The sequence below is a fragment of the Mycobacterium talmoniae genome (assembly GCF_001854525.1).
GTDB lineage: Bacteria > Actinomycetota > Actinomycetes > Mycobacteriales > Mycobacteriaceae > Mycobacterium > Mycobacterium talmoniae.
This window is the reverse complement of record NZ_MLQM01000009.1, coordinates 17949-40732: the sequence shown is the minus strand read 5'-3', so window position 1 is coordinate 40732 and position 22784 is coordinate 17949. Positions and strand designations below refer to the sequence as shown.

22 protein-coding genes are annotated in these 22784 nt (G+C 69.8%); 9 read left to right on the top strand and 13 right to left on the bottom strand.

Going from position 1 to position 22784, the window contains the following annotated elements; translation table 11 throughout:
* Nucleotides 1-90: 90 nt before the first annotated feature.
* Complete coding sequence (locus BKN37_RS03600; protein WP_071021595.1) at nucleotides 91-1089, top strand: hypothetical protein; 999 nt, start codon at nucleotides 91-93, stop codon at nucleotides 1087-1089.
* 84 nt (nucleotides 1090-1173) lie between these two features.
* Here the strand turns inward: BKN37_RS03600 and BKN37_RS03595 are convergent, their stop codons facing one another.
* Entirely contained in the window at nucleotides 1174-3669 is a 2496-nt protein-coding gene (locus BKN37_RS03595) for an FtsK/SpoIIIE family DNA translocase (RefSeq protein ID WP_083341552.1), read from the bottom strand.
* Nucleotides 3670-3803: 134 nt separating this feature from the next.
* Here BKN37_RS03595 and BKN37_RS03590 point away from each other — a divergent pair, with 134 nt between their 5' ends.
* From BKN37_RS03590 to BKN37_RS03580, 3 genes are read left to right on the top strand one after another with little or no spacing between them, the layout of a single operon-like run.
* Nucleotides 3804-4118: a putative quinol monooxygenase gene (locus BKN37_RS03590; RefSeq protein ID WP_071021588.1), complete on the top strand. Its 315-nt coding sequence runs from the start codon at nucleotides 3804-3806 to the stop codon at nucleotides 4116-4118.
* Nucleotides 4118-4942: a mycofactocin-coupled SDR family oxidoreductase gene (locus tag BKN37_RS03585; protein ID WP_071021585.1), complete on the top strand. Its 825-nt coding sequence runs from the start codon at nucleotides 4118-4120 to the stop codon at nucleotides 4940-4942. The genes BKN37_RS03590 and BKN37_RS03585 overlap by 1 nt, the downstream gene beginning before the upstream one ends.
* A 4-nt stretch (nucleotides 4943-4946) precedes the next feature.
* On the top strand, nucleotides 4947-5822 hold the full coding sequence (locus BKN37_RS03580; RefSeq protein WP_071021582.1) for an SAM-dependent methyltransferase: 876 nt from the start codon (nucleotides 4947-4949) through the stop codon (nucleotides 5820-5822).
* Between the two features lie 8 nt (nucleotides 5823-5830).
* On the opposite strand, the gene BKN37_RS03575 is transcribed toward BKN37_RS03580, so the two are convergent.
* The 3 genes from BKN37_RS03575 to thyX form a co-directional block, all read right to left on the bottom strand.
* A complete protein-coding gene (locus tag BKN37_RS03575) occupies nucleotides 5831-7507 on the bottom strand; it encodes a ribonuclease J (protein ID WP_071021578.1) in 1677 nt (558 codons plus the stop codon).
* A gap of 6 nt (nucleotides 7508-7513) precedes the next feature.
* Nucleotides 7514-8416 (bottom strand): 4-hydroxy-tetrahydrodipicolinate synthase, encoded by a 903-nt coding sequence (dapA, locus tag BKN37_RS03570; RefSeq protein WP_071021574.1) that lies wholly within the window; start codon nucleotides 8414-8416, stop codon nucleotides 7514-7516.
* A gap of 114 nt (nucleotides 8417-8530) precedes the next feature.
* The gene (gene thyX, locus BKN37_RS03565; protein ID WP_071021570.1) at nucleotides 8531-9283 is read right to left on the bottom strand and encodes an FAD-dependent thymidylate synthase; all 753 of its coding nucleotides are present in this window, start codon (nucleotides 9281-9283) and stop codon (nucleotides 8531-8533) included.
* An 83-nt stretch (nucleotides 9284-9366) separates the two neighbouring features.
* Here thyX and BKN37_RS03560 point away from each other — a divergent pair, with 83 nt between their 5' ends.
* Both BKN37_RS03560 and BKN37_RS03555 read left to right on the top strand, forming a co-directional pair.
* Nucleotides 9367-10845 (top strand): FAD-dependent monooxygenase, encoded by a 1479-nt coding sequence (locus BKN37_RS03560; RefSeq protein ID WP_071021566.1) that lies wholly within the window; start codon nucleotides 9367-9369, stop codon nucleotides 10843-10845.
* On the top strand, nucleotides 10842-11405 hold the full coding sequence (locus BKN37_RS03555; RefSeq protein WP_071021562.1) for an acyl-CoA-like ligand-binding transcription factor: 564 nt from the start codon (nucleotides 10842-10844) through the stop codon (nucleotides 11403-11405). The genes BKN37_RS03560 and BKN37_RS03555 overlap by 4 nt, the downstream gene beginning before the upstream one ends.
* A 73-nt stretch (nucleotides 11406-11478) precedes the next feature.
* Here BKN37_RS03555 and BKN37_RS03550 read toward each other — a convergent pair whose 3' ends face one another.
* The 5 genes from BKN37_RS03550 to BKN37_RS03530 are packed head-to-tail and all read right to left on the bottom strand — an operon-like array spanning nucleotide 11479 to nucleotide 15658.
* Nucleotides 11479-12522, bottom strand: coding sequence for a GNAT family N-acetyltransferase (locus BKN37_RS03550; RefSeq protein ID WP_071021558.1), 1044 nt, complete (start codon nucleotides 12520-12522; stop codon nucleotides 11479-11481).
* Between the two features lie 51 nt (nucleotides 12523-12573).
* The gene (locus BKN37_RS03545; RefSeq protein ID WP_071021680.1) at nucleotides 12574-13155 is read right to left on the bottom strand and encodes a GNAT family N-acetyltransferase; all 582 of its coding nucleotides are present in this window, start codon (nucleotides 13153-13155) and stop codon (nucleotides 12574-12576) included.
* A gap of 9 nt (nucleotides 13156-13164) precedes the next feature.
* The gene (locus tag BKN37_RS03540) at nucleotides 13165-14376 is read right to left on the bottom strand and encodes a winged helix-turn-helix domain-containing protein (RefSeq protein WP_071021555.1); all 1212 of its coding nucleotides are present in this window, start codon (nucleotides 14374-14376) and stop codon (nucleotides 13165-13167) included.
* Entirely contained in the window at nucleotides 14364-14861 is a 498-nt protein-coding gene (locus BKN37_RS03535) for a dihydrofolate reductase (RefSeq protein WP_071021550.1), read from the bottom strand. The genes BKN37_RS03540 and BKN37_RS03535 overlap by 13 nt, the downstream gene beginning before the upstream one ends.
* Nucleotides 14858-15658 carry a thymidylate synthase gene (locus BKN37_RS03530; RefSeq protein ID WP_071021547.1) on the bottom strand — a complete coding sequence of 267 codons (801 nt, stop codon included), beginning with the start codon at nucleotides 15656-15658 and terminating at the stop codon, nucleotides 14858-14860. Before BKN37_RS03530 ends, BKN37_RS03535 begins: the two co-directional genes overlap by 4 nt.
* 43 nt (nucleotides 15659-15701) lie before the next feature.
* Here BKN37_RS03530 and BKN37_RS03525 point away from each other — a divergent pair, with 43 nt between their 5' ends.
* The 3 genes from BKN37_RS03525 (at nucleotide 15702) to BKN37_RS03515 (ending at nucleotide 19077) form a co-directional block, all read left to right on the top strand.
* Nucleotides 15702-16436 (top strand): dienelactone hydrolase family protein, encoded by a 735-nt coding sequence (locus tag BKN37_RS03525; RefSeq protein ID WP_071021544.1) that lies wholly within the window; start codon nucleotides 15702-15704, stop codon nucleotides 16434-16436.
* A gap of 166 nt (nucleotides 16437-16602) precedes the next feature.
* Nucleotides 16603-17517: an NHL repeat-containing protein gene (locus tag BKN37_RS03520; protein WP_071021540.1), complete on the top strand. Its 915-nt coding sequence runs from the start codon at nucleotides 16603-16605 to the stop codon at nucleotides 17515-17517.
* Nucleotides 17518-17526: 9 nt separating this feature from the next.
* Nucleotides 17527-19077, top strand: a complete 1551-nt coding sequence (locus tag BKN37_RS03515) for a protein kinase domain-containing protein (RefSeq protein WP_071021537.1) — start codon at nucleotides 17527-17529, stop codon at nucleotides 19075-19077.
* Nucleotides 19078-19085: 8 nt separating this feature from the next.
* On the opposite strand, the gene BKN37_RS03510 is transcribed toward BKN37_RS03515, so the two are convergent.
* From BKN37_RS03510 to BKN37_RS03495, 4 genes are all read right to left on the bottom strand, one after another.
* Nucleotides 19086-19859: an SDR family oxidoreductase gene (locus BKN37_RS03510; RefSeq protein ID WP_071021534.1), complete on the bottom strand. Its 774-nt coding sequence runs from the start codon at nucleotides 19857-19859 to the stop codon at nucleotides 19086-19088.
* The gene (locus tag BKN37_RS03505) at nucleotides 19859-21073 is read right to left on the bottom strand and encodes an acyl-CoA dehydrogenase family protein (protein WP_071021530.1); all 1215 of its coding nucleotides are present in this window, start codon (nucleotides 21071-21073) and stop codon (nucleotides 19859-19861) included. The genes BKN37_RS03510 and BKN37_RS03505 overlap by 1 nt, the downstream gene beginning before the upstream one ends.
* 19 nt (nucleotides 21074-21092) lie before the next feature.
* Entirely contained in the window at nucleotides 21093-21908 is an 816-nt protein-coding gene (locus tag BKN37_RS03500) for an SDR family oxidoreductase (RefSeq protein ID WP_071021527.1), read from the bottom strand.
* Between the two features lie 196 nt (nucleotides 21909-22104).
* On the bottom strand, nucleotides 22105-22737 hold the full coding sequence (locus BKN37_RS03495; RefSeq protein ID WP_071021523.1) for a TetR/AcrR family transcriptional regulator: 633 nt from the start codon (nucleotides 22735-22737) through the stop codon (nucleotides 22105-22107).
* Between the last annotated feature and the right edge of the window lie 47 nt (nucleotides 22738-22784).

Genomic DNA, 22784 nt, shown 5'->3' with positions numbered 1-22784 from the left:
ACCGCGCGGCTGCGCCTGAATTTGGTGCGATGATCGTCGGAACATCGCGCACCGGAGTCGTACTCGGCGCGGAAAGTTAGGGGGGCGCCGATGCGCAAGGTGGCGGTGGTGTTGGTGGCGGCGGCGCTGCTGTGGCCCATCTCGGGATGTTTCTTGTTTGATCATCGGCGAGAGGCCGAGCAGATCCGCCGGCAGATCCGCGCGCTGCCCGGGGTGACGGACACCAACCTGACCTACGCCAACAACATCACCGGTGAACATTTTGCGCTGACCGTGACGCTGGACCGCGCGATCACCGTGCCGCAGGCCGTCGACGTCGGCCGCACCTTCACCGAGCAGCGGCGCCGGCAGGGCCTGGGCGATTACAACGGCGACCTCATGCTGTACTACCCGGCACGGGGGACGCTGCCACGCAACGTGAACACCGACGACCGCTCCGTTGCCCTCTTCGATTTCGGCCCGTCCGACGGCAAACCCGATCCCGACGCCGACGCGGTCGCCGACGGCGTGGCGATCTGGCTGCGCACCGCGCACTCCCCGGTGGCCGAGCTGGTTGGTCTCGATCAGCCGGCCGAGCGGGATGACGCCGCGAGCCGCGACATCGACGTCACGCTCACCCCCGATGCGACCGCCGCGACCGCGGCCGCGCTGCAGCGCAGCGACCCCGCGCTGGCCGACGCCTCCTGGGAGATCAAGCTGGTGTTCAACGAGTACGGCGACACCCGCAACTACGTTTCGACACCCACTCCGCCCAGCGACGCCGACCGGGCACTGTGGTCCGACATCAGCGGGGTGATCGGCAAGTACTACCGCGCCAAGGGCTCGACGGCCCCGCCGCGCCCCGGCGCCCAGGCCGAGACCCAGCTCGAAATCGATATCGGTCAGGGCCGCGGCAACGACGTGGAAACCCAGCGCATCGTGCCGGCGGTGGCCGCGCTGCTGCCCCGGTTCGGCCACCCCGCCGCCCTGCTGGTCTGGGGATACGACGGTCCGATCGAAATCGTGGTCGGCGGCTGCTACCGGCATCAGCCCGACCACACGCGGCTGCCACTGGAGATCGAACTCTCCCGGCAGTACGAGACCTGCTAACGGCACCGAACGTGCACTGAGACCGAAAAATCGGCGAAAATCTCGGTCTCAGTACACGTTCGGCGCCTAGTTGGCCGAGTCCGCCTAGTCGGCCGAGTCGTCGTCGTCCTCGGCCGAATCGCCGCCGCCCCGAATCGCATTGAGTGTCGCGGCCAGCTCGTCGGGTTTGACCAACACCTCGCGGGCCTTGGAGCCCTCCGAGGGCCCGACGATGCCGCGGGTCTCCATCAAATCCATCAACCGGCCGGCCTTGGCGAAACCGACCCGCAGCTTGCGCTGCAGCATCGAGGTGGACCCGAACTGGGACGACACCACCAGCTCCACGGCCTGCAGGAACACGTCCATGTCGTCGCCGATGTCGGGGTCGACGTCCTTGCGCTCGCCGCTGGGCTTGGCGTTGGTCACGCCCTCGGTGTATTCGGGCTCGGCCTGCTCCTTGCAGGCGGTGACGACGGCCTGGATCTCCTCGTCGCTGACGTACGCGCCCTGCAACCGGGTCGGCTTGCCGGCGCCCATCGGCAAAAACAGGCCGTCACCCATCCCGATCAGCTTCTCGGCGCCGGCCTGATCCAGGATCACCCGGGAATCGGTCAGCGACGACGTCGCGAACGCCAACCTCGAGGGCACGTTGGTTTTGATCAGCCCGGTGACCACGTCCACCGACGGCCGCTGGGTGGCCAGCACCAGGTGAATGCCGGCGGCGCGGGCCTTCTGGGTGATCCGCACGATGGCGTCCTCGACGTCGCGCGGCGCGGTCATCATCAAATCGGCCAGCTCGTCGACGATCGCCAGCACATAGGGATACGGCCGGTACTCACGCTGGCTACCCAATGGGGCGGTGATCTCCCCCGAGCGCACCTTGGCGTTGAAATCGTCGATGTGCCGCACCCGGGAGGCCTGCATGTCCTGGTAGCGCTGCTCCATCTCCTCGACCAGCCATGCCAGCGCCGCGGCCGCCTTCTTCGGCTGGGTGATGATCGGCGTGATCAGGTGCGGAATGCCTTCATACGGCGTGAGTTCCACCATCTTGGGGTCGATCAGGATCATCCTGACCTCCTCCGGGGTGGCCCGCGCCAGCAGCGAGACCAGCATTGAGTTGACGAAGCTGGACTTCCCCGAGCCGGTGGAGCCGGCCACCAGCAGGTGCGGCATCTTGGCCAGGTTGGCGCTGATGAAGTCGCCCTCAATGTCCTTGCCCAGCCCGATCACCAGCGGGTGGTGGTCACGGCGCGTGGTCGGCGCGGTCAGCACGTCAGCCAGCCGCACCATCTCCCGGTCGGTGTTGGGCACCTCGATGCCCACCGCCGACTTGCCCGGGATCGGGGCGAGCATGCGGACGCTTTCGGTGGCGACCGCGTAGGCGATGTTCTTCTGCAGCTGGGTGATCTTTTCGACCTTGACGCCCGGCCCCAGCTCCACCTCGTAGCGGGTGACGGTGGGGCCGCGGGTGCATCCGGTGACCGCGGCGTCGACCTTGAACTGGGTCAACACCGACGTGATCGCGTCGGCCATCTGCTCGTTGGCCGCGGTGCGCCGCTTGGGCGGGTCCCCAGCGGTCAGCAGGGACAGCGGCGGCAGCGTGTAGGGGCCCTCGACCACCCGGTCCAGCACCAGAGTGTCCTGCTTGGGCTTCTCGGTTTTGCGGCGCTTGCGGGCGACCGCCGGTTCCGGCACGGTCGGCGCGTCGGCCTCATCCAGCGGGTAGTTGTCCAACGGCGAGCCGCCCGGCCAGGGCTGCGCCTCATCACCGGACGAGGCGTCGTCGTAGTAGCCGTCGGAGAAGTCCTCGGTCGGCGGCTCGTCGGTGTCGGGGGCGTCCTCGACGTGGTCCTCGTCGTCGTAGTCATAGTCGTCGTAGCCGTGGACGCTGAACATGGCGCGCAACGCCTCGGGCACCTCTCGGACCGTCGTCCCGGTCAGCAGCAGCACCCCGAACAGCGCCGCCATCACCAGCAGCGGCGCCGCGATCCAGGCGGTGAGCCCCTCCGACAGCGGCCCGCCGATCGCGAAGCCGAGGAAGCCCGCGCCGAGTTGTCGCCCCTGCGGCGTGCTCGGCGACCCGGCCCACAGGTGCCACAGCCCCAGCATCGGCAGGGCGATCATGGCCGCCCCCAGCACCAGCCGGGGCCGGGCGTCCGGATCGGGCTCGGTGCGCATCAGGATCACCGCGATGACGACGGCCGCCAGCGGCAGCAGCACCACCGCGGCGCCGACGACCGTCCGCAGCCCGACGTCGATCCACGCCCCGACCGGGCGGGCGGCGTCGAACCAGGAGCTCGCGGCGATGACGACGGCCACCCCCAGCAGCGCCAGCGCGATGCCGTCGCGGCGGTGACCGGGCTCGATGTCGCGGGCGCGGCCCACCGACCGCGCGGTGCTGCCGGCGCCCTTGGCGACCATCAGCCAGGTCGCGCGGGCCGCCCGGCCGCAGGCCAATCCGGCGGCCGCCATCCGCGAGCCGTTGCGCCGGGCGGGCGGGCGACGCCGCGGCGCGGGTTTGCGCGCCGGCCGCGATCCCCGCGAAGTGGCCTTTGACCTGCTCGTTCGGGTTCCGGAGCGGGCGACGGTCTTGCTAGGCATAGGGGCAAGCCTAGTCGCAATAGCCCCGTGTGCACCATCCGCCACACTGGTCACGGCGGAATGCGGTGCGGGCCGCGCGGCGGCGATGAGTAGTGTGGCTAACGTCACGCCGCTACGCACAAGGAGTCCACCGCATGCCCGTCGTCGTCGTTGCCAGCCTGACCGCCAAACCCGAGTCGGTCGAGACCGTCCGCGACATCCTGACCCGCGCGGTCAAAGACGTGCACGATGAGCCGGGCTGCCAGCTGTACTCGCTGCACGAGACCGACGGCACCTTCGTGTTCGTCGAGCAGTGGGCCGACGCCGACGCCCTCAAGGCGCACAGCACCGCGCCCGCGGTGACCACGATGTTCACCGACGCGGCCGACCACCTGGCCGGCGCCCCGGACATCAAGATGCTCACCCCGGTCGTCGCGGGCGACCCGGCCAAGGGTCAGTTGCGGCCCTGATGCCATCGGACGGCCCGTTGCAGGGCAAGGTCGCGCTGATCACCGGTGCCGCACGCGGCCAGGGCCGGGCCCACGCGGTGCGGTTGGCCTCCGACGGCGCCGACATCATCGCCGTCGACCTGTGCGAGCCGATCGCCAGCGTCCCCTACCCGCTGGCCACCGCCGAGGATCTGGCCGCCACCGTCAAGCTGGTCGAGGACACCGGCGCCCGGATCGTGGCGGCCCGCGGCGACGTCCGCGACGCCTCCTCGCTGGGTGACGCGCTGCAGACCGGCCTGGACCGGTTCGGTCGGCTCGACATCGTGGTGGCCAATGCGGGGATCGCGCCGATGCAGTCCGCCGACGGCTGGCGCGACGTCATCGACGTCAACCTCACCGGCGTCTACCACACCATCGAGGCCGCGATCCCGACGATGATCGGCCAGGGCGACGGCGGTTCGATCGTGCTGATCAGTTCGGCCGCCGGCCTGGCCGGTATCGGCAGTCACGACGCCGGTGCCATCGGGTACACGGCCGCCAAACACGGCCTGGTCGGACTGATGCGGGTGTACGCCAACCTTCTTGCCCCGCACAGTATTCGGGTGAACTCGGTGCACCCGGCCGGGGTGGACACGCCGATGATCAACAACGAGTACATCCGGGGATGGCTGGCGGAGCTGGCCGAGCAGACCGGGGCGCCGCCGGATATGGGCAACGCGCTGCCGGTCCAGGTGTTGCAGGCCGAGGACATCGCCAACGCCGTGGCTTGGCTGGTGTCCGAGCAAGCCCGCTACGTCACCGGTATCACCTTGCCGGTCGACGCCGGGTTCGTGAACAAGAGGTAAGCCGATGGTGCGAAACCCCGCGGCGCAGACCGCGTTCGGGCCGATGCTGCTGGCCGCGGTCGAGCAGCATGAGCCGCCCGAGCGGCGGCTGGTGGACGACGATCTGGCGGAGCCGTTTTTGCCGGCCCGGATGCGCTGGCTGGCCGGCGCGACGCGGTGGTCGCTGCCGCGTCGGCTGCTGATCGCCGCCTCGCAACGCACCGGGCCGGGGCTGTGGGCCAACCTGGCCTGCCGCAAACGCTTCATCGGCGACAAGCTCGACGAGGCGCTCGAGGCGGGGATCGACGCGGTGGTCATCCTCGGTGCCGGCTTGGACACCCGGGCCTACCAGGTGACCCGGCGGGCCCGGATCCCGGTCTTCGAGGTCGACCTTCCGGTCAACATCGCCCGCAAGGCGGCGACCGTGCGCCGGGTGCTGGGCTCCATGCCGTTGTCGGTGCGGTTGGTGGCGTTGGACTTCGAACGCGACGACTTGCTGACCGCGCTGGCCGAACACGGGTACCGCACCGACTTTCGCGCGTTCTTCATCTGCGAGGGCGTCACCCAGTACCTGTCCGAGGACGCGGTGCGCCGGACCCTGGCCGGGCTGCGGGCCGCGGCGTCGGGCAGCCGGCTGGTGTTCACCTACGTGCGGCGCGACTTCATCGACGGCGCCAACCTCTACGATTCGCCGACGTTGTACCGCAGCGTGCGCCAGCGCCGGCAGCTGTGGCATTTCGGTCTGCAGCCCGAGGAGGTCCAAGAGTTTCTGGCCCCCTACGGATGGCGGTTGGCCGAGCAGGCCGGGGCCGAGCAGTTGCTGCAGCGCTACATCGAACCCACCGGGCGCGACCTGACCGCATCCGACCTGGAATGGTCGGTGTACGCCGAAAAGGAGTGAGCCGCCGCTTAGACCTCGATCACCGACGGCACGATCATCGGCTGGCGGCGGTAGGTCTCCCCCACCCACTTGCCGACCGTGCGCCGCACCGCCTGAGCGATCCGCACCGGGTCGGTGACGTTGTCGGCGGCCAGCGCCTCCAGTTCGGCCTCGACCTTGCGCGCCGCGGGTTCCAGCGCCTTGGGGTCCTCGGAGAAGCCGCGCGAATGCAGGTGCGGTGGCGCGGCCGGCTTGCCGGTGCCCCGATGCACCACCACCGTCACCGCGACGAAACCGGCCGACAGAATCAACCGCTCACCCAGCGTGGCGTCCCCGACGTCGCCGGTGATCAACCCGTCGACGAACATCTTGCCGACCGGTACCGCACCGGCGATACTGGCCACCCCGCCGACCAGGTCGACGCTGACCCCGTTCTCGGCCAACAGAATTGATTCCTGCGGCACCCCAGTGCGGGCCGCCAGCGCGGCGTTGGCGCGCAGCATCCGCCAGGTGCCGTGCACCGGCATCACCTGGCGCGGCCGCACCCCGTTGTAGAGGAACAGCAGTTCCCCGGCGTAGCCGTGCCCGGAAACATGCACCCGGGCTTGGGCGTTGGTGACCACCCGGGCGCCGATCTTGGACAGCGCGTCGATCACTCCGTAGACGGCTTCCTCGTTGCCCGGGATCAGCGACGACGACAAGATGATCAGGTCGCCGGCGGTCAACGTGATGCTGCGGTGCTCACCGCGCGACATCCGGGACAACGCCGACAGCGGTTCGCCCTGGGTGCCGGTGGTGATCAGCACCACCTGTTCGGGGCGCATCATCTCGGCGGCGCCGATGTCGATCAGGTCCGAATCGGCCACCCGCAAAAAGCCCAGTTCGCGGGCGATGCCCATATTGCGCACCATCGACCGGCCGACGAACGACACCCGCCGACCCAACGCCACCGCGGAGTCGATGATCTGCTGTACCCGGTCCACGTTGGAGGCAAAGCAGGCCACGATGACGCGGCCCCCGGCGCCGCGGATCAGCCGGTGCAGCGTCGGGCCGACCTCGCTTTCGCTGGGCCCGACCCCGGGGATCTCGGCGTTGGTGGAGTCGCACAAGAACAAATCCACCCCGGCGTCGCCGAGCCGCGACATGCCGGGCAGGTCGGTGGGCCGGCCGTCCAGCGGCAACTGGTCGAGCTTGATGTCCCCGGTGTGCAAGACGGTGCCCGCACCGGTGTGCACGGCGATGGCCAGCGCGTCGGGCACCGAGTGGTTGACCGCGAAGTACTCGCATTCGAACACGCCGTGGGTGCTGCGCTGGCCCTCGGCGACCTGATGAAACACCGGTTTGATGCGGTGTTCCCGGCATTTGGCGGCCACCAGCGCCAGGGTGAACTTCGACCCGACCACCGGAATGTCGGGCCGCAGCTTGAGCAGAAACGGGATCGCCCCGATGTGGTCCTCGTGGGCGTGGGTCAACACCAGCGCCTCGACGTCGTCGAGCCGGTTTTCGATGTGCCGCAGGTCCGGCAGGATCAGGTCGACCCCCGGCTCGTCGTGGGTGGGAAACAGCACCCCGCAGTCGATGATCAGCAGCCGACCCAGGTGCTCGAAAACCGTCATGTTACGGCCGATTTCGTTGATGCCGCCCAGCGCGGTGACCCGCAGACCGCCGGAGGTCAGCGGACCCGGCGGCGTGAGATCCTCATTCACCGAAAATCACCCAAGCACGTTGGCCGCACGCATGTCGGCGGCCAATTCGTCGACCTGCTGGGGGGTGGCGGCCACCTGCGGCAGCCGCGGGTCCCCGATGTCCATGCCCTGCAGCCGCAGCCCGGCCTTGACCATGGTCACCCCGCCGGTGCGGCCCATCGCGTTGCACAGCGGCGCGATCGAGAGGTTGATCTTGCGGGCGGTGGCCACGTCCCCGGACTGGAACGCCGACAGCATTTCCCGCAGCTGACTGGCCGCGAAGTGGGAGATCACGCTGATGAACCCGGTGGCGCCCATCGCCAGCCAGGGCAGGTTCAGCGCGTCGTCGCCGGAGTAGTAGGCCAGCCCCGTTTCGGCCATGATCTGGGCGCCGGCGTGCAGATCGCCCTTGGCGTCCTTGATCCCGACGATGTTGGGGTGCTCGGCCAGCTCGAAGATGGTGTCCGGGGCGATCGGCACCACCGAGCGGGCCGGAATGTCGTAGAGCAGCACCGGCACCGTGCTGGCGTCGGCCACGGCGGTGAAATGCGCCCGCAACCCGGCCTGGGAGGGCCGCGAGTAGTACGGGGTGACCACCAGCAACCCGTCCGCGCCGACGCCCGCGCAGGCCTCGGCCAACCGGACGCTGTGCTCGGTGTCGTTGCTGCCGGCCCCGGCGATGATGCGGGCCCGGTCGCCGACCGATTCCACCACCGCCCGCAGCAGGGTGAGCTTCTCGTAGTCGGCCGTGGTGGGCGATTCGCCGGTGGTGCCGGACAGCACCAGACCGTCGCACCCGGCGTCGACCAGGTGGTTGGCCAGCCGCACCGCGGCCTCGGTGTCTACCGAGCCGTCGGAACCGAACGGCGTCGCCATGGCAGTCACCACGGTGCCCAGGCTGGTGGAGGCGTCGAAACCGCTGGTACTCACGGTCCTAAGGGTACCTGGCGGGTTGCCCACCCCTGCCGCGAGCGTGCGTGTCCCCGGTCGACACGCCGCACAAATTCCCGGATCGGCGCACGTTCGCGCCCCAAGACCCGCCGCTCAGGCTTCGGTGGCCAGCGGACTGGTCGCCACCTCGGTGCCGTCGGCCAGGGTGGTGATCTGGAAATCGCCGAACACCGCGGGCGCGACGTCCACCAGCTGGCGCAGACACGCGATGGCCAACCGGCGGATCTCGACGTCGGCGTGCTCGCTGGCCCGCATCGCGACGAAATGCCGCCAGGCCCGGTAGTTGCCGGTCACCACGATGCGGGTCTCGGTGGCGTTGGGCAGCACCGCACGGGCGGCCTGACGTGCCTGTTTGCGCCGCAGCACCGCATTGGGCTGATCAGCGAACTTGGCTTCCAGCTTGCTCAGCAGGTCGGTGTACACCGACCGGCTGGCGTCGGCGGCCGCGGCCAGGATCTGCTGCAGTTCGGGATCGTCGTCCAGGCCGGGCGGCACGACGATCTGGGCGTCGGGCTCGGGCACGTAGCGCTGCGACAGCTGGGAGTAGGAGAAGTGCCGGTGCCGGATCAGCTCATGGGTGCACGACCGGGAGATCCCGGTGATGTAGAACGTCACGCTGGCGTGCTCCAGCACCGAAAAATGCCCGACGTCGATGATGTGCTGGACGTAGCCGGCGTTGGTGGCGGTCCGCGGGTTGGGCTTCGACCAGCTCTGATAGCAGGCCCGGCCGGCGAACTCGACCAGCGCCGCACCGCCGTCGGCGTCGGTGCTCCACGGCACGTCCGGCGGCGGAACGAACTCGGTCTTGGCGATCAGTTGCACGCGCAGCGGCGCCGTTTCGGCCACGACGCCCCACCTTAGCCGCACCCCTTGCCGTCATCCGCTGTTAGTCACTAACATGTTATTAACTAACATGAGGGAGGTGCGCCATGGCGACCGAAGTCTTGGTGGTGGGGGCCGGACCGACCGGGCTGGCGCTGGCATGCGGGCTGACGGCGGCCGGCGTGCAGGTCCGGGTCGTCGACGCCGCGGCCGGGCCGGCGACGACGTCGCGGGCGATGGCGTTGCAGCCGCGCGGGGTGGAGGTGCTGGACCGGCTGGGCGCCCTGGGTGAGCTGCCCGACCGCGCCCTGCCGATCGACCGGCTGGTGATGTTCGTCGACGGCCGGGAATTGGCCAGCCTGCGGATCGGTCAGGCACTGCGGCCGGGCGACCCCGGCGCGCTGCTGGTCTCGCAGGCCGAGATCGAGGGCGCGTTGCGGGATCGGCTGGCGGCGCTGGGCGGGACGGTCGAGTGGGGCCAGCGGGTCACCGCGGTCCAGCCCGACGCCGACGGCGTCACGGTCGGGCTCGACGGCGCAACCGAGGTTCGCGCGGCCTGGGTGGTCGGCGCCGACGGCGCGCACAGCGCGGTCCGCAAGGCGGCCGGGATCGGCTTCGCCGGGATGCCGTTGATCGAGCGGTTTCTGCTGGCCGACGTGCACGCCGACCTGAACCGGCCCCGCAACGCCACCGCGGCGTGGCTGCGCGGTGCCGGGATGCTGGTGGCGATGCCGTTGCCCGGTGCGGATCTGTGGCGGCTGATGGCCCCGGCGCCGCCGGACGGTCCCGATGATCCGGGGCCCGACGATGTGGTCGCCCACCTGGCTGCCGTGCTGGCCGCGGAGGCCGGCGGCACGGTGCACTCGGCCGAGTGGACGTCGGTGTTTCGCATCCAACGCCGGCTGGCGTCGGCCTACCGGCGCGGCCGGGTGCTGCTGGCCGGCGACGCCGCGCACATCCACAGCCCGTTCGGCGGTCAGGGCATGAACACCGGTATCGGCGACGCCGAGAACCTGGCGTGGAAGCTGGCGCTGGTGGTTTCCGGGCGCGCCGAGGCGACCCTGCTCGACAGCTACGGCGCCGAACGGCGGCCGATCGCCAAGGATGTGCTGGCGACCACCAGCAGCGTGACCCTGGGGGCGCTCGGACATGGTCGGGCCGCCCGGTTATTGCGCGATCGGGTGGCGGTGCCGTTGTTGAATCAAGGCTGGCTGCAGCGGCTCATCATCGGCAAGGCGTCCCAGCTGCAGGTCTCCTACCGGCGCGGCCCGCTGGGGGCGCGACGCTGGCCGCCGGGCGGCCCGCGGCCCGGCGATCGGGTGCGCAACCGCGGGTGCGTGCGCGCCGACGGCACCGCGATCCGGTTGCACGACGCGCTCGGGCCGAGCTGGGCGCTGCTGGGGCCGGACCCGTTGGCCGAGATCGCGCGGGCGCGGCTCGGCGAGGTGATCGGGTTGCGCGGCGGCGGGGAGGCGCTGCTGGTGCGTCCCGACGGTCACCTGGCGTGGCGCGGCACCGATCCGGACGCGCTGCGCGGCTGGCTGGACCGTGCGCTGGGCCCGCGCACCGGGGTGCTCACCGGATGAGCGACTGGCGGGCCCAGAAGAAGGCGGCGACGCGGCGGTCGATCCAGGAGCACGCGCTGCGGCTGTTCGCCGCCCAAGGTTACGAGGCCACCACGGTCGAGGAGATCGCCGCGGCGGCCGGGGTGTCGCACATGACGTTCTTCCGGTACTTCCCGCAGAAGGAGACGGTCGTCGAATACGACGACTACGACCCGCTGCTGGAGCAGTTGGTGGCCGCGCGGCCGGCCGACGAGCCACCGCGGGTCGCGCTGCACGCCGCGCTGCGCGCCGCCTTCGAAACCATCCTGGCCACCGACCGCGACACCTTGCTGACCCGGATGCGGCTGGTCATGACCACGCCGGCGCTGCGGTCGCGGCTGTGGGTGGCCGTGGCCAGTACCCGCGACTTGTTTGCCCGCGCCCTGGCGCGTCGGGCCGGGATGGCCGAACCCGATCTGGCCCTCACCGTGCACGCCGGCGCGGCGCTGGCCACCAACGCCGCCGCCCTGGAACGGTGGGCGCGCAGCGAGGACGCCGATCTGCTGGCGTTGGTCGATGAGGCGTTCGCCGCACTGGGGTAACCCGCTCGCGCGCCGAGATCGACACCAGCGTGCCTGACACTCGAACTTTCCCGCGCCACCGTCGATCTCGCGGCTATGCGACCGCGCCGTCGCCGCGTGTCAGCTGGTAGAAGACGTCGGGGTCGCGGGAATCGAGGGCCAGCTCCCCGGAGCGGCGATACCCGCGATGCTCCAGGAAGCGCCGCGCGCACTCGTTGCTGAGCTTGGTAGAGGTCAGCAGTCGCCGCCCGGGGCAGGCCTGCTCCACCGCGTCGAACAGCTGCGCGGCCACGCCGCGGCGCCGGTAGGCGGCCGCCACCACGACCAGCGAGACGAACGGCACCGTCACCAGGCCCCGGTTCCAGACCAGGAATCCGGCGATCGTCGGGCCGTCGACGGCCAGGAGCACGCGGCTGTTGCCGAATTCGCCGCGCAGGTAGGCGCCGTGATCCCCCATGTCGCTGGCGGCGACGGCGAGAACCGCGTCGAGGTCGGCGTCGACGGCCTCCCGGATCGTCACCGTCCGCGGATCCGGGTGCGACACGGGCTCGGCGCGGATCGGGCTGATCGTGCCCGCCCGCACCCGGCGGGGCCCGCCGGTGAGAAAGTCGCCGCGGCGCACCGAGCCGATCCACCCGTCGTGGCGTTTGCCGCGCTGCGCGATCAGGCCGCGCACGGTGCCCTCCACCTTGAGCCCACAGCGGGCCACCGCGCCCCGGGCGGGCCAATTGCCAACGGTGGCACGCCAATGCACCACCTTCAGGTTCAGTTCATTGAACGCCCACGCCAGCGTCAGCCGCAGCGCCCGGGTCATGACGCCGGTGCCGCGCGCCCACGGTCCGAGCCCGAAGCTCAGCTCGGCGCCGTCGACACCGTCGAGGCGCAGGTCGACGCAGCCGGCATAGCGGCCCTGGTGCACCACGGCCCAGGCGGCGCGGGTCCCCGCCCGCCAGCCCTCGGCGACCGCCGACAAGAACTCCGCCGCGTCGGATTCGTTGTAGGGCACCGGAATCGACGTCCAGCGCTGAAACTCCGGGTCCTGGCACTGCGCCATGACGCCGCCCAAATCCATTGGGCGGTAGCGTCGCAACAGCAGGTCCGGTCCGTCGGTCAGTTCGGGTTCGGGTGGCAGCTGCACATAACGATCCTCACACGCCCCAGTAGGGGGTCCGCGCAGCAGTTTTTCACCTCAACCGCCCGCGGGCTCGACGTCGGCGTCGCCGGTCAGCGGGTCACCGCGGCGCAGTAACCCGAACCAGCCGTCGCATCGCTGACCGCGGTGTTCGAGTAAGCCGGGCACCGTGCCGGCCACCCGGAACCCGCACCGGGTGGCCGTGCGCCGGGAGGCCCAATTGCCCACCTGCGCCTTCCAATGCACCAGCTCCAGCTGCAATTCGTCGAAGGCCCAGGCCAACACCCGCCGCAGCGCGCGGCTCATCACCCCGCTGCCGCGCGCCCACGGGGCCAACCCGAACCCGACCTCGGCGCCGCCCACCCCGTCCATCCGCAGGTCGAGGCTGCCCGCAAATCGCCCTCGGTACACGATCGCGAACGTCGCGACCGTGCCGGCCTGCCAGGCCTGGGTCGCCCGGTCCACAAACTCCCGCGCATCGGAAGCCGTGTAGGGCACCGGGATGCTGATCCAGCGCTGTGTCTCCGGGTCGACGCACTGCTCCACCATGCCGTCCACGTCGTCGACAACCGGACACCGCAACAGCACGTCGGGCCCGGCGGCGAGCTCGGGGGGCGGCGGCAGCGCGGACGTGGGCATCAGCATCACCTACCGCAGCGCCGCGCGCAGCGCGTCGACCAGATCACCGCGCTCCCCGACGCTGACCCCGCCCAACCCCAGCCAGGACGCCATGCCGTGCAGCTCACCGGCTAGCGCGGCAGCCACCTGGCCCGGGGCCTGGTCGGGTTCAGCGAACGCGCCCACCACGTGCAGCGCATCCCGGTCCCGGTCGGCTTTGAGGTCCACCCGCCCGACCAACTGTCCGTCGGCCAGCAGCGGCCACACGTAGTAGCCGTACTGGCGTTTGGCCGCCGGGGTGTAGATCTCAATGCGGTAGTGAAAACCGAACAGGCGGGCCACCCGCGGCCGGAAGAAGATCAACGGATCGAACGGGCACAGCAGCGCGGTGCCCGTGTCGCCGCGGGGCACCACCTGCCCGGCCCGCAGATAGCCGCCGCCCGGCCAGCCGTCCACCTCCACCGGTTCCAGCTCGCCGTCGGCGACCAGCTTGGCCAGCGCCGGTTTGACCTGGGCGGCCGACAGCCGGAAGTAGTCGCGGATATCGGCCGCGGTGCCCACCCCCAACGCGGTCGCCGCCCGCAGCGTGAGCGCGCGCACCGCTTCGTCGTCGTCGACCTCTCGGGCCAGCACCTGCGGCGGCAGCACCCTTTCGGTCAGGTCGTAGTGCCGGGCGAACCCCACCCGGGTGGCCGTCGTCAACACCCCGGCGGCGAACAGCGCCTCGGCGACCCATTTGGTGTCGCTGCGGTTCCACCAGGCGCCCTTGCCGCGGCGCGGCCGCGCGGCCAGGTGCGCCTCGATCTGTCCGGCGGTGCTGGGCCCCAGCTCGGTCACCGCCGCGACGACGTCGTCGGCCAGCTTGGGGTTGGCCCGCACGATCTGAGAACCCCACCGGCCGTGGGTGTATTGCCGCATCCGCCACCGCAGCAGCGGCCAGTCGTCGACGGCCATCAGCGCGGCCTCATGCGCCCAGTACTCGACCAGCAGCCGCGGCTGGCGGGCGCTGTGCGCCCACGCCGCGCGGTCCAGTAGCTCCCGGTCATAGCGGCCCAGCCGGCTGAACACCGGCGCGTAGTGGGCGCGCACCGCGACCGACACCGAGTCCAGTTGCAGCACCTGGATCCGGGAGATCAGCCTGCGCAGATGCGCGCGGCTGACCGGTCCGCGAGGCTTCGGCGCGGTGAAACCCTGTGCGGCGACAGCGATCCGGCGCGCCTGCAGCGCGGTCAGCCGGGCCACGACACACGTCGGTAGCTGTGCAGCCGATAGCGCAGACCGGTGCGGCTGGTCAGCCACTCCCCGGTGCTGGCCAGCCACGACTCATCCAGCACCGGCGCTACCACGTCGCGGTCCTGGCGGGGCAGGTCGATGTCGACCTCGGTGACCTCGCAGCGGGTCGCCAGCGGCAGCGCCAGCGCGTAGATCTCGCCGCCGCCGATCACCCAGGTGTCGTCGTCGGTGAGGGCATCCGGCAGCGCGCCCACCACGGTGGCGCCGTCGGCGGTGTAGTCGCTCTGCCGGGTCACCACGACGTTGCGCCGTCCCGGCAGGGGGCGCACCCGTGCGGGCAACGATTCCCAGGTCAGCCGCCCCATCACCACGGTGTGACCCATGGTGAGCTGTTTGAAGTGGGCTTGGTCCTCGGGCAGCCGCCAGGGGATGTCCCCGCCCCGACCGATCACCCCCGACGTGGACTGCGCCCAGATCAGGCCGAGGGTGGTCATACGGCCACGGGGGCTTTGATCGCCGGATGCGGATGGTAATTCTGGATGTCGATATCGTCGTAGCGGTAGTCGAAGATCGAATCCCGTTGCGCCAGCACCAGTTGCGGATACGGCCGGGGCTCGCGGCTGAGTTGCTCGCGGACCTGCTCGACGTGGTTGTCGTAGATGTGGCAGTCGCCGCCGGTCCAGATGAACTCGCCGACCGCCAGGTCGGATTGCGCGGCCATCATGTGGGTGAGCAGCGCGTAGCTGGCGATGTTGAACGGCACGCCCAAAAACAGGTCGGCGCTGCGCTGATAGAGCTGACAGCTCAGCTTGCCGTCGGCGACGTAGAACTGAAACAGCGTATGACACGGCGCCAGCGCCATCTGGTCGAGCTCACCGACGTTCCACGCCGACACGATGATGCGGCGCGAATCGGGGTCGGTGCGCAGCAACCGCAGCGCATTGCTGATCTGGTCGACGTGCTCACCGGACGGGGTCGGCCACGACCGCCACTGCACCCCATAGATCGGTCCGAGGTCCCCGGTCTCGCTCGCCCACTCATCCCAGATCGTGACGCCGTGCTCCCGTAGCCAGCCGACGTTGGAGTCGCCGCGCAGAAACCACAACAGCTCATAGATCACCGACTTGACGTGCACCTTCTTGGTGGTGATCAACGGAAACCCGGCCGCCAGGTCATAGCGCAGCTGGTGACCGAACAGGCTGCGGGTGCCGGTGCCGGTGCGGTCGGCCTTGGGGGTGCCCCGCTCGAGCACCAGGCGCAGCAGATCCTCGTACGGCGTGGCAATCGGCACGCCGCCCAGCCTAGCGTCGATCGCAGCGAGTAGAACGGTAGCCATGCCGCACATCACCGACACCGTCACCACCGCCGAGGGCAGCTGCCCCATCCGCCTGTTCACCCCCGACGGCACCGGTCCGTGGGCCGGGGTGGTCATGTACCCCGACGCCGGCGGGGTCCGCGACACCTTCGACGATATGGCGGCCACCCTGGCCGGCTTCGGGTACGCGGTGCTGCTGCCCGACGTCTACTACCGGCACGGCGAGTGGGCGCCGTTCGATATGGGCACGGTGTTCAGCGACGCGAGTGAGCGGAACCGGCTGTTCGCGATGATCCGCGGCATCACCCCCGACATGATGGCCAGCGACGCCAGCGCCTTCTTCGCCTACCTCGACGGTCGCCCCGAGGTGCGCGGCGACCGGTACGGCACCACCGGCTACTGCATGGGCGGGCGCACCTCGGTGGTGGTGGCCGGTCGAGTCCCGGATCGGGTCGCGGCGGCCGCGTCGTTTCACGGCGGCGGGCTGGCCACCGATCAGCCGGACAGCCCGCATCTGCTGGCCGAGGACATCACCGCCACGCTCTACATCGGCGGGGCGCAGGACGACTCCTCCTTCACCCCCGAGCAGGCCGAGACCCTGGGCAAGGCGCTGACCGCCGCCGGGGTGCAGCACACCATCGAGACCTACCCGGCCGCGCACGGCTTCGCGGTTCCGGATAACGCGCCCTACGACGCCGAGGCCGCCGAGCGGCACTGGGCGGCGATGCGGGATCTGTTCGGCGCGACGCTGTAAGCCTGGCTTCCGAAATTCGTGCTAACGGGCCGGTTTGCGCCGATTAGCATCAATTCGGTTGGCCGCGCCTGCGGTCGCATCGGGAGGGGGCGTACGCGTGGATGTTGTGCAGGGGCGGTACCGGATTTGGCGGCACGGCACCTCCTGTGGCGCCATCGCATTGGTCATGGCCGCGGCAATGCTGGTGGGCTGCAGCAAGACCGAACACGGTTCGCCGGTCGCGAGCAGCACGACGACCGCACCGGAAACCTCGCCCTCGGCCGCACCCCCGCCGGCACCGATCGTCGGGCAAAAAGAGCTGCCGTTCTCCGGGCTCACCGGCCCGGAAGGTATCGCGGTGGACCCCGCCGGCAACGTCTACCTCACCGACATGCAGCACGTCTGGAAGTTGCCGGCCGGCTCCACCACCGCAGTCGACCTACCGTTTAAGGGTCCAGACGATTTCATCTTCACCCCGCACGGTGTGGCGGTGGATAAAACCGGCGCCGTCTACGTCACCGAATGGCTCAGCGACAAACCCAAGGTGTTGAAACTTGAGCCGGGTGCCCCCCAACCCACCGTGCTGCCCTTCACCGGGCTCAAGGGCCCGATCGGTGTCGCGGTCGACAACGACGGCAACGTCTACATCACCGACTTCGATGGGCCGGCCATTGCGGGGCGGGTGCTGAAGCTGGCCGCGGGCTCGACCAGCCAGACCGAACTGCCCTTCACCGGGCTCAAAAGACCAACGGGGGTGGCGGTGGACTCTCACGGCAACGTCTACATCACCGACGACCTCGTTGGCCTCGACCTCAGCGGCAACCAGGTGCTGAAGCTGGCGGCCGGCGCGACCAGCCAGACCAATCTGCCGCTCGGGGACTCGCGGATCAGCCTGCCACAGGCTGTCGCGGTGGACAGCCAAGGCAACGTCTATGTCACCGACCACGTGGTGATGAAGCTGGCGGACGGTTCCAGCCGCCCGGTCGAGGTGCCGTTCACCGGGGTCGACGACGCCAAGGGCGTCGCGGTGGACACCGCGGGCAACGTCTATGTCGTCGACAACGGGAAGCCGCCGCGGGTGCTGGAACTGGGACCGGCGTAAGTCCGTAACATGGCCGATGACACGACGCTGCAGTCGGCACTGGCGCGCTCGGGACCGTTGCGCCCGGAGTGGGCGGTGTCGCTGGTGCAGCAGATCGCCGCCCAGGTCGATGCCGCCAACGCCGCCCAGGCGGCCCATCGCAACATCAACCCGGCCAATATCGTGCTCACCGGGGACGGCCGCGCGTATCTAGCGGCAGCCGATCCGGGCGGCATCGAAATGCCGGTCACTGCCGACGATTTCGCGTATCTGGCGCCCGAGCGCATCACCGAGAACGACACCGGACCCGCCGCCGACGTCTATGCGCTGGCCTGCGTGCTGTACACAGCGCTGGCCGGGGCGCCGCCCTATCCGCCGGCCGCGGGTGTGGCGTCGCTGATCACCGCGCACCTGAGCGCGCCCATCCCGCACTTGCCGTCGGCGCTGGCCGGATTCGACGCCGTCGTCGCCCGCGGCTTGGCCAAAGAGCCGCGGGACCGCTACCGCAGCACGGGGGAACTCGCCGCGGCGGCCGAGTATGCGTTGACCGCACCCGAGCCAAGCCCCGTCGCCGCCGCACCGTCGCCCGGGCCGTACGAGGCGCCGCCGCCTCGGCCGTACCCACAGCCCATAGCGCCGGTGGCATACCCGCCCACGCCTGTTGGGCGCCCCAGACGCCGGCTTTTCCTCCTGCTCTTACTCGTGCCGTCCGTGGTCTTCACCATCGTGCTCGTCATTGTTGGGTTGGTGGCCTTCGTCGCAGTCACACCGAGTGCCACACCGCCGGACTGGGCCAGCCAGCAGACCGAGCTGCCGTTCACCGATCTGCATGACCCGCACGCCCTGGCGGTGGATAAGGACGGCAATGTCTACGTCACCGACATTGACCGCCCGGACGACTTTTACAGCGACAACAACGACGCTCGGGTGCTGAAACTGGCCCCGGGTGCATCCGGCCCGACCAGGCTGCCGTTCCCGCGGCTCGACTGGCCGTCGGGGGTCGCCGTCGATGCCGCCGGCAACGTCTACGTCGCCGACGCGGTGGCCCAAACGGTGCTGAAACTGGCCCCCGGGGCGGCCACTCCCACCGTGCTGCCCTTTCCCGGGCTGCGGCGTCCGCAGGCGGTCGCGGTAGATGGCGGCGGCAACGTCTACGTCACCGACACCAGCGCCGACAAGGTGCTGAAGCTGGCCCCGGGCGCATCCGACCCGACCGAGCTGCCGTTCGGCGACCTCGCCGAGCCGAAGGGCGTGGCGGTCGATGCCGCGGGCAACGTCTATGTCACCGACTGGGACAAGAACAAGGTGCTGAAGTTGAGCCCGGAGGACACCGGCGCCACCGAGCTACCGGTCGCTGGCGGTCCCAGCATGCCCAAGGGGGTGGCGCTGGACGCTCACGGCAACCTCTACGTCATCACCCTGGACGGACTGGTGCGCATCGCGCCGGATTCCTCCACCAGCACCGCGCTGACCCAGGACTCGTTGTCCCTCGCCGGCGTCGCGGTGGATTCGGCCGGCACCGTCTACGTCCTGAAGAAGCACAGCAATACCGGGCAGGTGCTGAAGCTGACGGCGTCCTAGATCCGCAGCTAGCCAGCTGCCGACCGGAACATCATGGCGTTGCCCAAGATTTGACCGCCGTCGATCACCATCGTCTCCCCGGTGATCCAGCTCGCCGCGTCCGACACCAGGAAGGCGACGGCCCCGGCCACGTCGTCGGGTTCCCCGATCCGGCCCAATGCGGTGGCCCCGGCCACCAGCTGTTCGTGCTCTTTCCACAGCGCCTCGGCGAGCCGGGTGCGCACCACCCCCGGGCAGATCGCGTTGACCCGCACCCGTGGTGAAAGTTCCAGCGCCAGTTGCTTGGTGACGTGAATCAGCGCCGCTTTGGTGGTGTTGTACAAGCCGAGGTTCGCCTCGAAGCCCATGCCGCCGATCGACGCGGTGTTGACCACGGCGCCGCCGTGCTCGCCCATCCACGCCTTGACCGCCAGCGAGGTCCACAGCAGCGGCGCCCACAGGTTGACGTCGAAGACCTTGGCGAACCGGCCGTGGTCCTGCTCGATCAGCGGGCCGAACGCCGGGTTGGTGCCGGCGTTGTTGACCAGAATGTCGACGCCGCCGAACTTTTCCAGGGCCAGGTCAATGCATCGCCGCGCCTGGTCCTCCTCGACCGCGTGGGCGGCGACCCCGATCGCGGTGCCGCCGACCTCGGCGGCCGCCGCATCCGCGCTGTCCTGTTTACGGGACGTGAGCACCACGTTGGCGCCGGCGTCGGCCAGCCGCTGGGCGATGGCCAGGCCGATCCCCCGTGAGGCGCCGGTGACGATCGCGGTGCGCCCGCTCAGATCCAGTGAACTCATCACGCCTCCCGGTATTTGCGTAGTTCCTGGCGCGCGATGGCGCGCTTGTGCACCTCATCGGGGCCGTCGGCCAGCCGCAGCGTGCGCAGATGGGCGTAGGCCATCGCCAGCGGGAAGTCGTCGGTCACCCCACCGGCGCCGTGCACCTGAATGGCGCGGTCGACGATCTTCAACGCGATATTCGGTGCGGCGACCTTGATCGCCGCGATCTCGGTCTGGGCCGCCTTGTTGCCGACGGTGTCCATCAGGTAGGCCGCCTTGAGGGTGAGCAGCCGGATCATCTCGATGTCGATGCGGGCCTCGGCGATCCAGTCCCGAATGTTGGCGTTGTCGCTGACCGGTTTGCCGAAGGTGACGCGGGACTGCGCGCGCCGGCACAGCAACTCCAGGGCCCGCTCGGCCATCCCGATCGCGCGCATGCAGTGGTGGATGCGGCCGGGACCGAGCCGCGCCTGGGCGATCGCGAAGCCCTCCCCTTCGCCCTTGAGCACATCGGTGACCGGCACCCGCACGTCGTGGAAGTCGATCTCGGCGTGGCCCTCCCGGTCCTGGTAGCCGAACACCGGCAACCCCCGCAGCACGGTCACGCCGGGAGCGTCCATCGGGACCACCAGCATCGACTGCTGACGGTGCACGGCGGCGGTGGGATCGGTCTTGCCCATCACGATCATCACCGTGCAGTTCTTGTGTAACGCGTTGGAAGCGAACCACTTCCGGCCGTTGAGCACATATTCGTCGCCGTCGCGCACCATGGACATCTGCACGTTGGTGGCGTCCGAGCTGGCCACCTGCGGCTCGGTCATCACGAACGCCGAGCGAATCTTGCCGTCCAGCAGCGGTTTGAGGTAGCGCTCCTTGTGCTCATCGGATCCGAAGAGGGTGAACACCTCCATGTTGCCGGTGTCGGGGGCATTGCAGTTACACGCCTCGGGCGCGAGATGCGGGCTGCGGCCCATGATCTCGGCCAGCGGAGCGTATTCGAGGTTGGTCAGTCCCGGGCCCCACTCCGGGTGTGGGTGAAAGAGGTTCCACAACCCCCGGCTGCGGGCCTGCTCTTTGAGCTCTTCGAGGATCGGCGGCTGAAAGTGCGGGTCGCCAGAGTCGCGCATCTGCTCCTCGTAGACCGCCTCGGCCGGGTAGACGTGCGAATCCATGAACTCCAGCAGGTCGTGCTGGTATTTCTGTGCGCGCTCGGTGGTTTCGAATACGGACATGCGACTCCTATCGGCGAAATCAATTACCCAGCAGACTGCGCTGGTAGCGGCGCATGCCGCGCAGCCAGCGGTCGTAGTCGGCCGCCTTGTGGCGGTACATCTCCAGCACCGCCGGGTGCGGCAGGATCAGAAAACGTTCCTCGGCGATGGCGTCCAGCACGATGTCGGCAACCGCGGCCGGCTCCAGCACGTCACCGGCGGCGGTGACCGCCCGAGTGGCCAAGTCGCCCAGCGGGTCACCCGACTGTTCGCCGGCGTACAGCAGTTGGGTGTTGACGCCCATCGGGCACAGACAGCTGACCCGCACCCCTTGGTCGCCGTAGGTGATGTTCAGCCATTCGGCGAACCCGACGGCGGCGTGTTTGGTGACCGAATAGGTGGCCGAGCCGAGCTGCGTGAGCAGCCCGGCCGCCGAGGCGGTGGCCACGAAGTACCCCTCGCCGCGCTCCACCCAGCGCGGCACCAGCAGTTGCGCGGCACGGATGTGGGCGCGCAGGTTGACGTCGATCGAGCGGTCCCAGTCGGCGTCGCCGACGTCCAGTCCCGCGGCGCCGGTGATGCCCGCGTTGGCGAAATACAGGTCCACCGGCCCGAACTCGCGGTCGGCAAGGTCGATCAGCCGCTCGATGGCGGCGGCGTCGGCGACGTCGGCGCCCGCGCTGACGGCGGCGCCGGGCGAGGCGGCGTTGACCTGGTCGGCCACCGTGCGGGCGGCATCCGCGTCCAGGTCGGCGACGACGACCCGCGCGCCCTCGCGCGCAAGTTTGGCGGCCAGCGCGCCGCCGATTCCACCGCCACCGCCGGTGACGATGGCGACTTTCTGGGCAACCTTCACAGGGAAATCCTCGGCTCCGATCTCCGCGAGCAGGCACAGAATCGCACAGATCGGCGCCGCCGAATGCGATTCTGCGTCTGCTCGCCAGTTGCCGTAACCCTAGTTGAATCCGACCTCAAGTTCAACTACACCGCGAGCAGACGCAAAAGCCCCTATTTCGGGCCGGAAGAGGGTGCCTTTGCGTCTGCTCGCCGGGTCAGCGGGGGAACCGCAGCGCGTTGGCCCACAGTCGGGTCACGGTGGCGACCAGCTCGTCGAAGTCGACCTCGTCCACCTCCTCGACCACGAAAACGCTGTAGGCAAACCGGCTGACCATCCCGGACAGCGCCCGCGAGGCCAGCAACGGATCGATGTGGCGGTCGGCGATCCCCCGGTCCTGCAAATCGGCAATGCCGGCCGCGTTGCGCTCGATGAAGGCATCGGCGCGACGGGTCCGGAACTTGCGAAACTCGGGGTCGACCTGGGCGACCTGTTCCAGCAGCCCCATCAGCTTGGCGTTGCGCCTATATGCCTCCAAGTAGGCGCGGTTGCTAGCCTCGAGCACCGCATACGGGTCATCGGCGTCGCTGACTCGGCCCATGCCCGGGTGCATCATGTCCTGCTGAGCCTGCTCGAGGACGGCGGCGAATATCTCTTCTTTATTGGCGAAGTAGGTGTAGAACGACCCGGTCGCACACCGGGCCGCCCTGGTGATGTCGGTCAGCTTGGCGTCGACGTAGCCGTCCCGCTCGAACACTTTGCGCGCGGCGGCGATCAGCGCGGCCCGGGTGCGGGCCCCGCGCACCGTCGCCGGCGGTTGTCGGGTCAGCGCCGCGGAAGTCGCATCCACCCCGCCAGGATATCTGAATCCGAGTTCAGATTCGGTACAAACGGGGC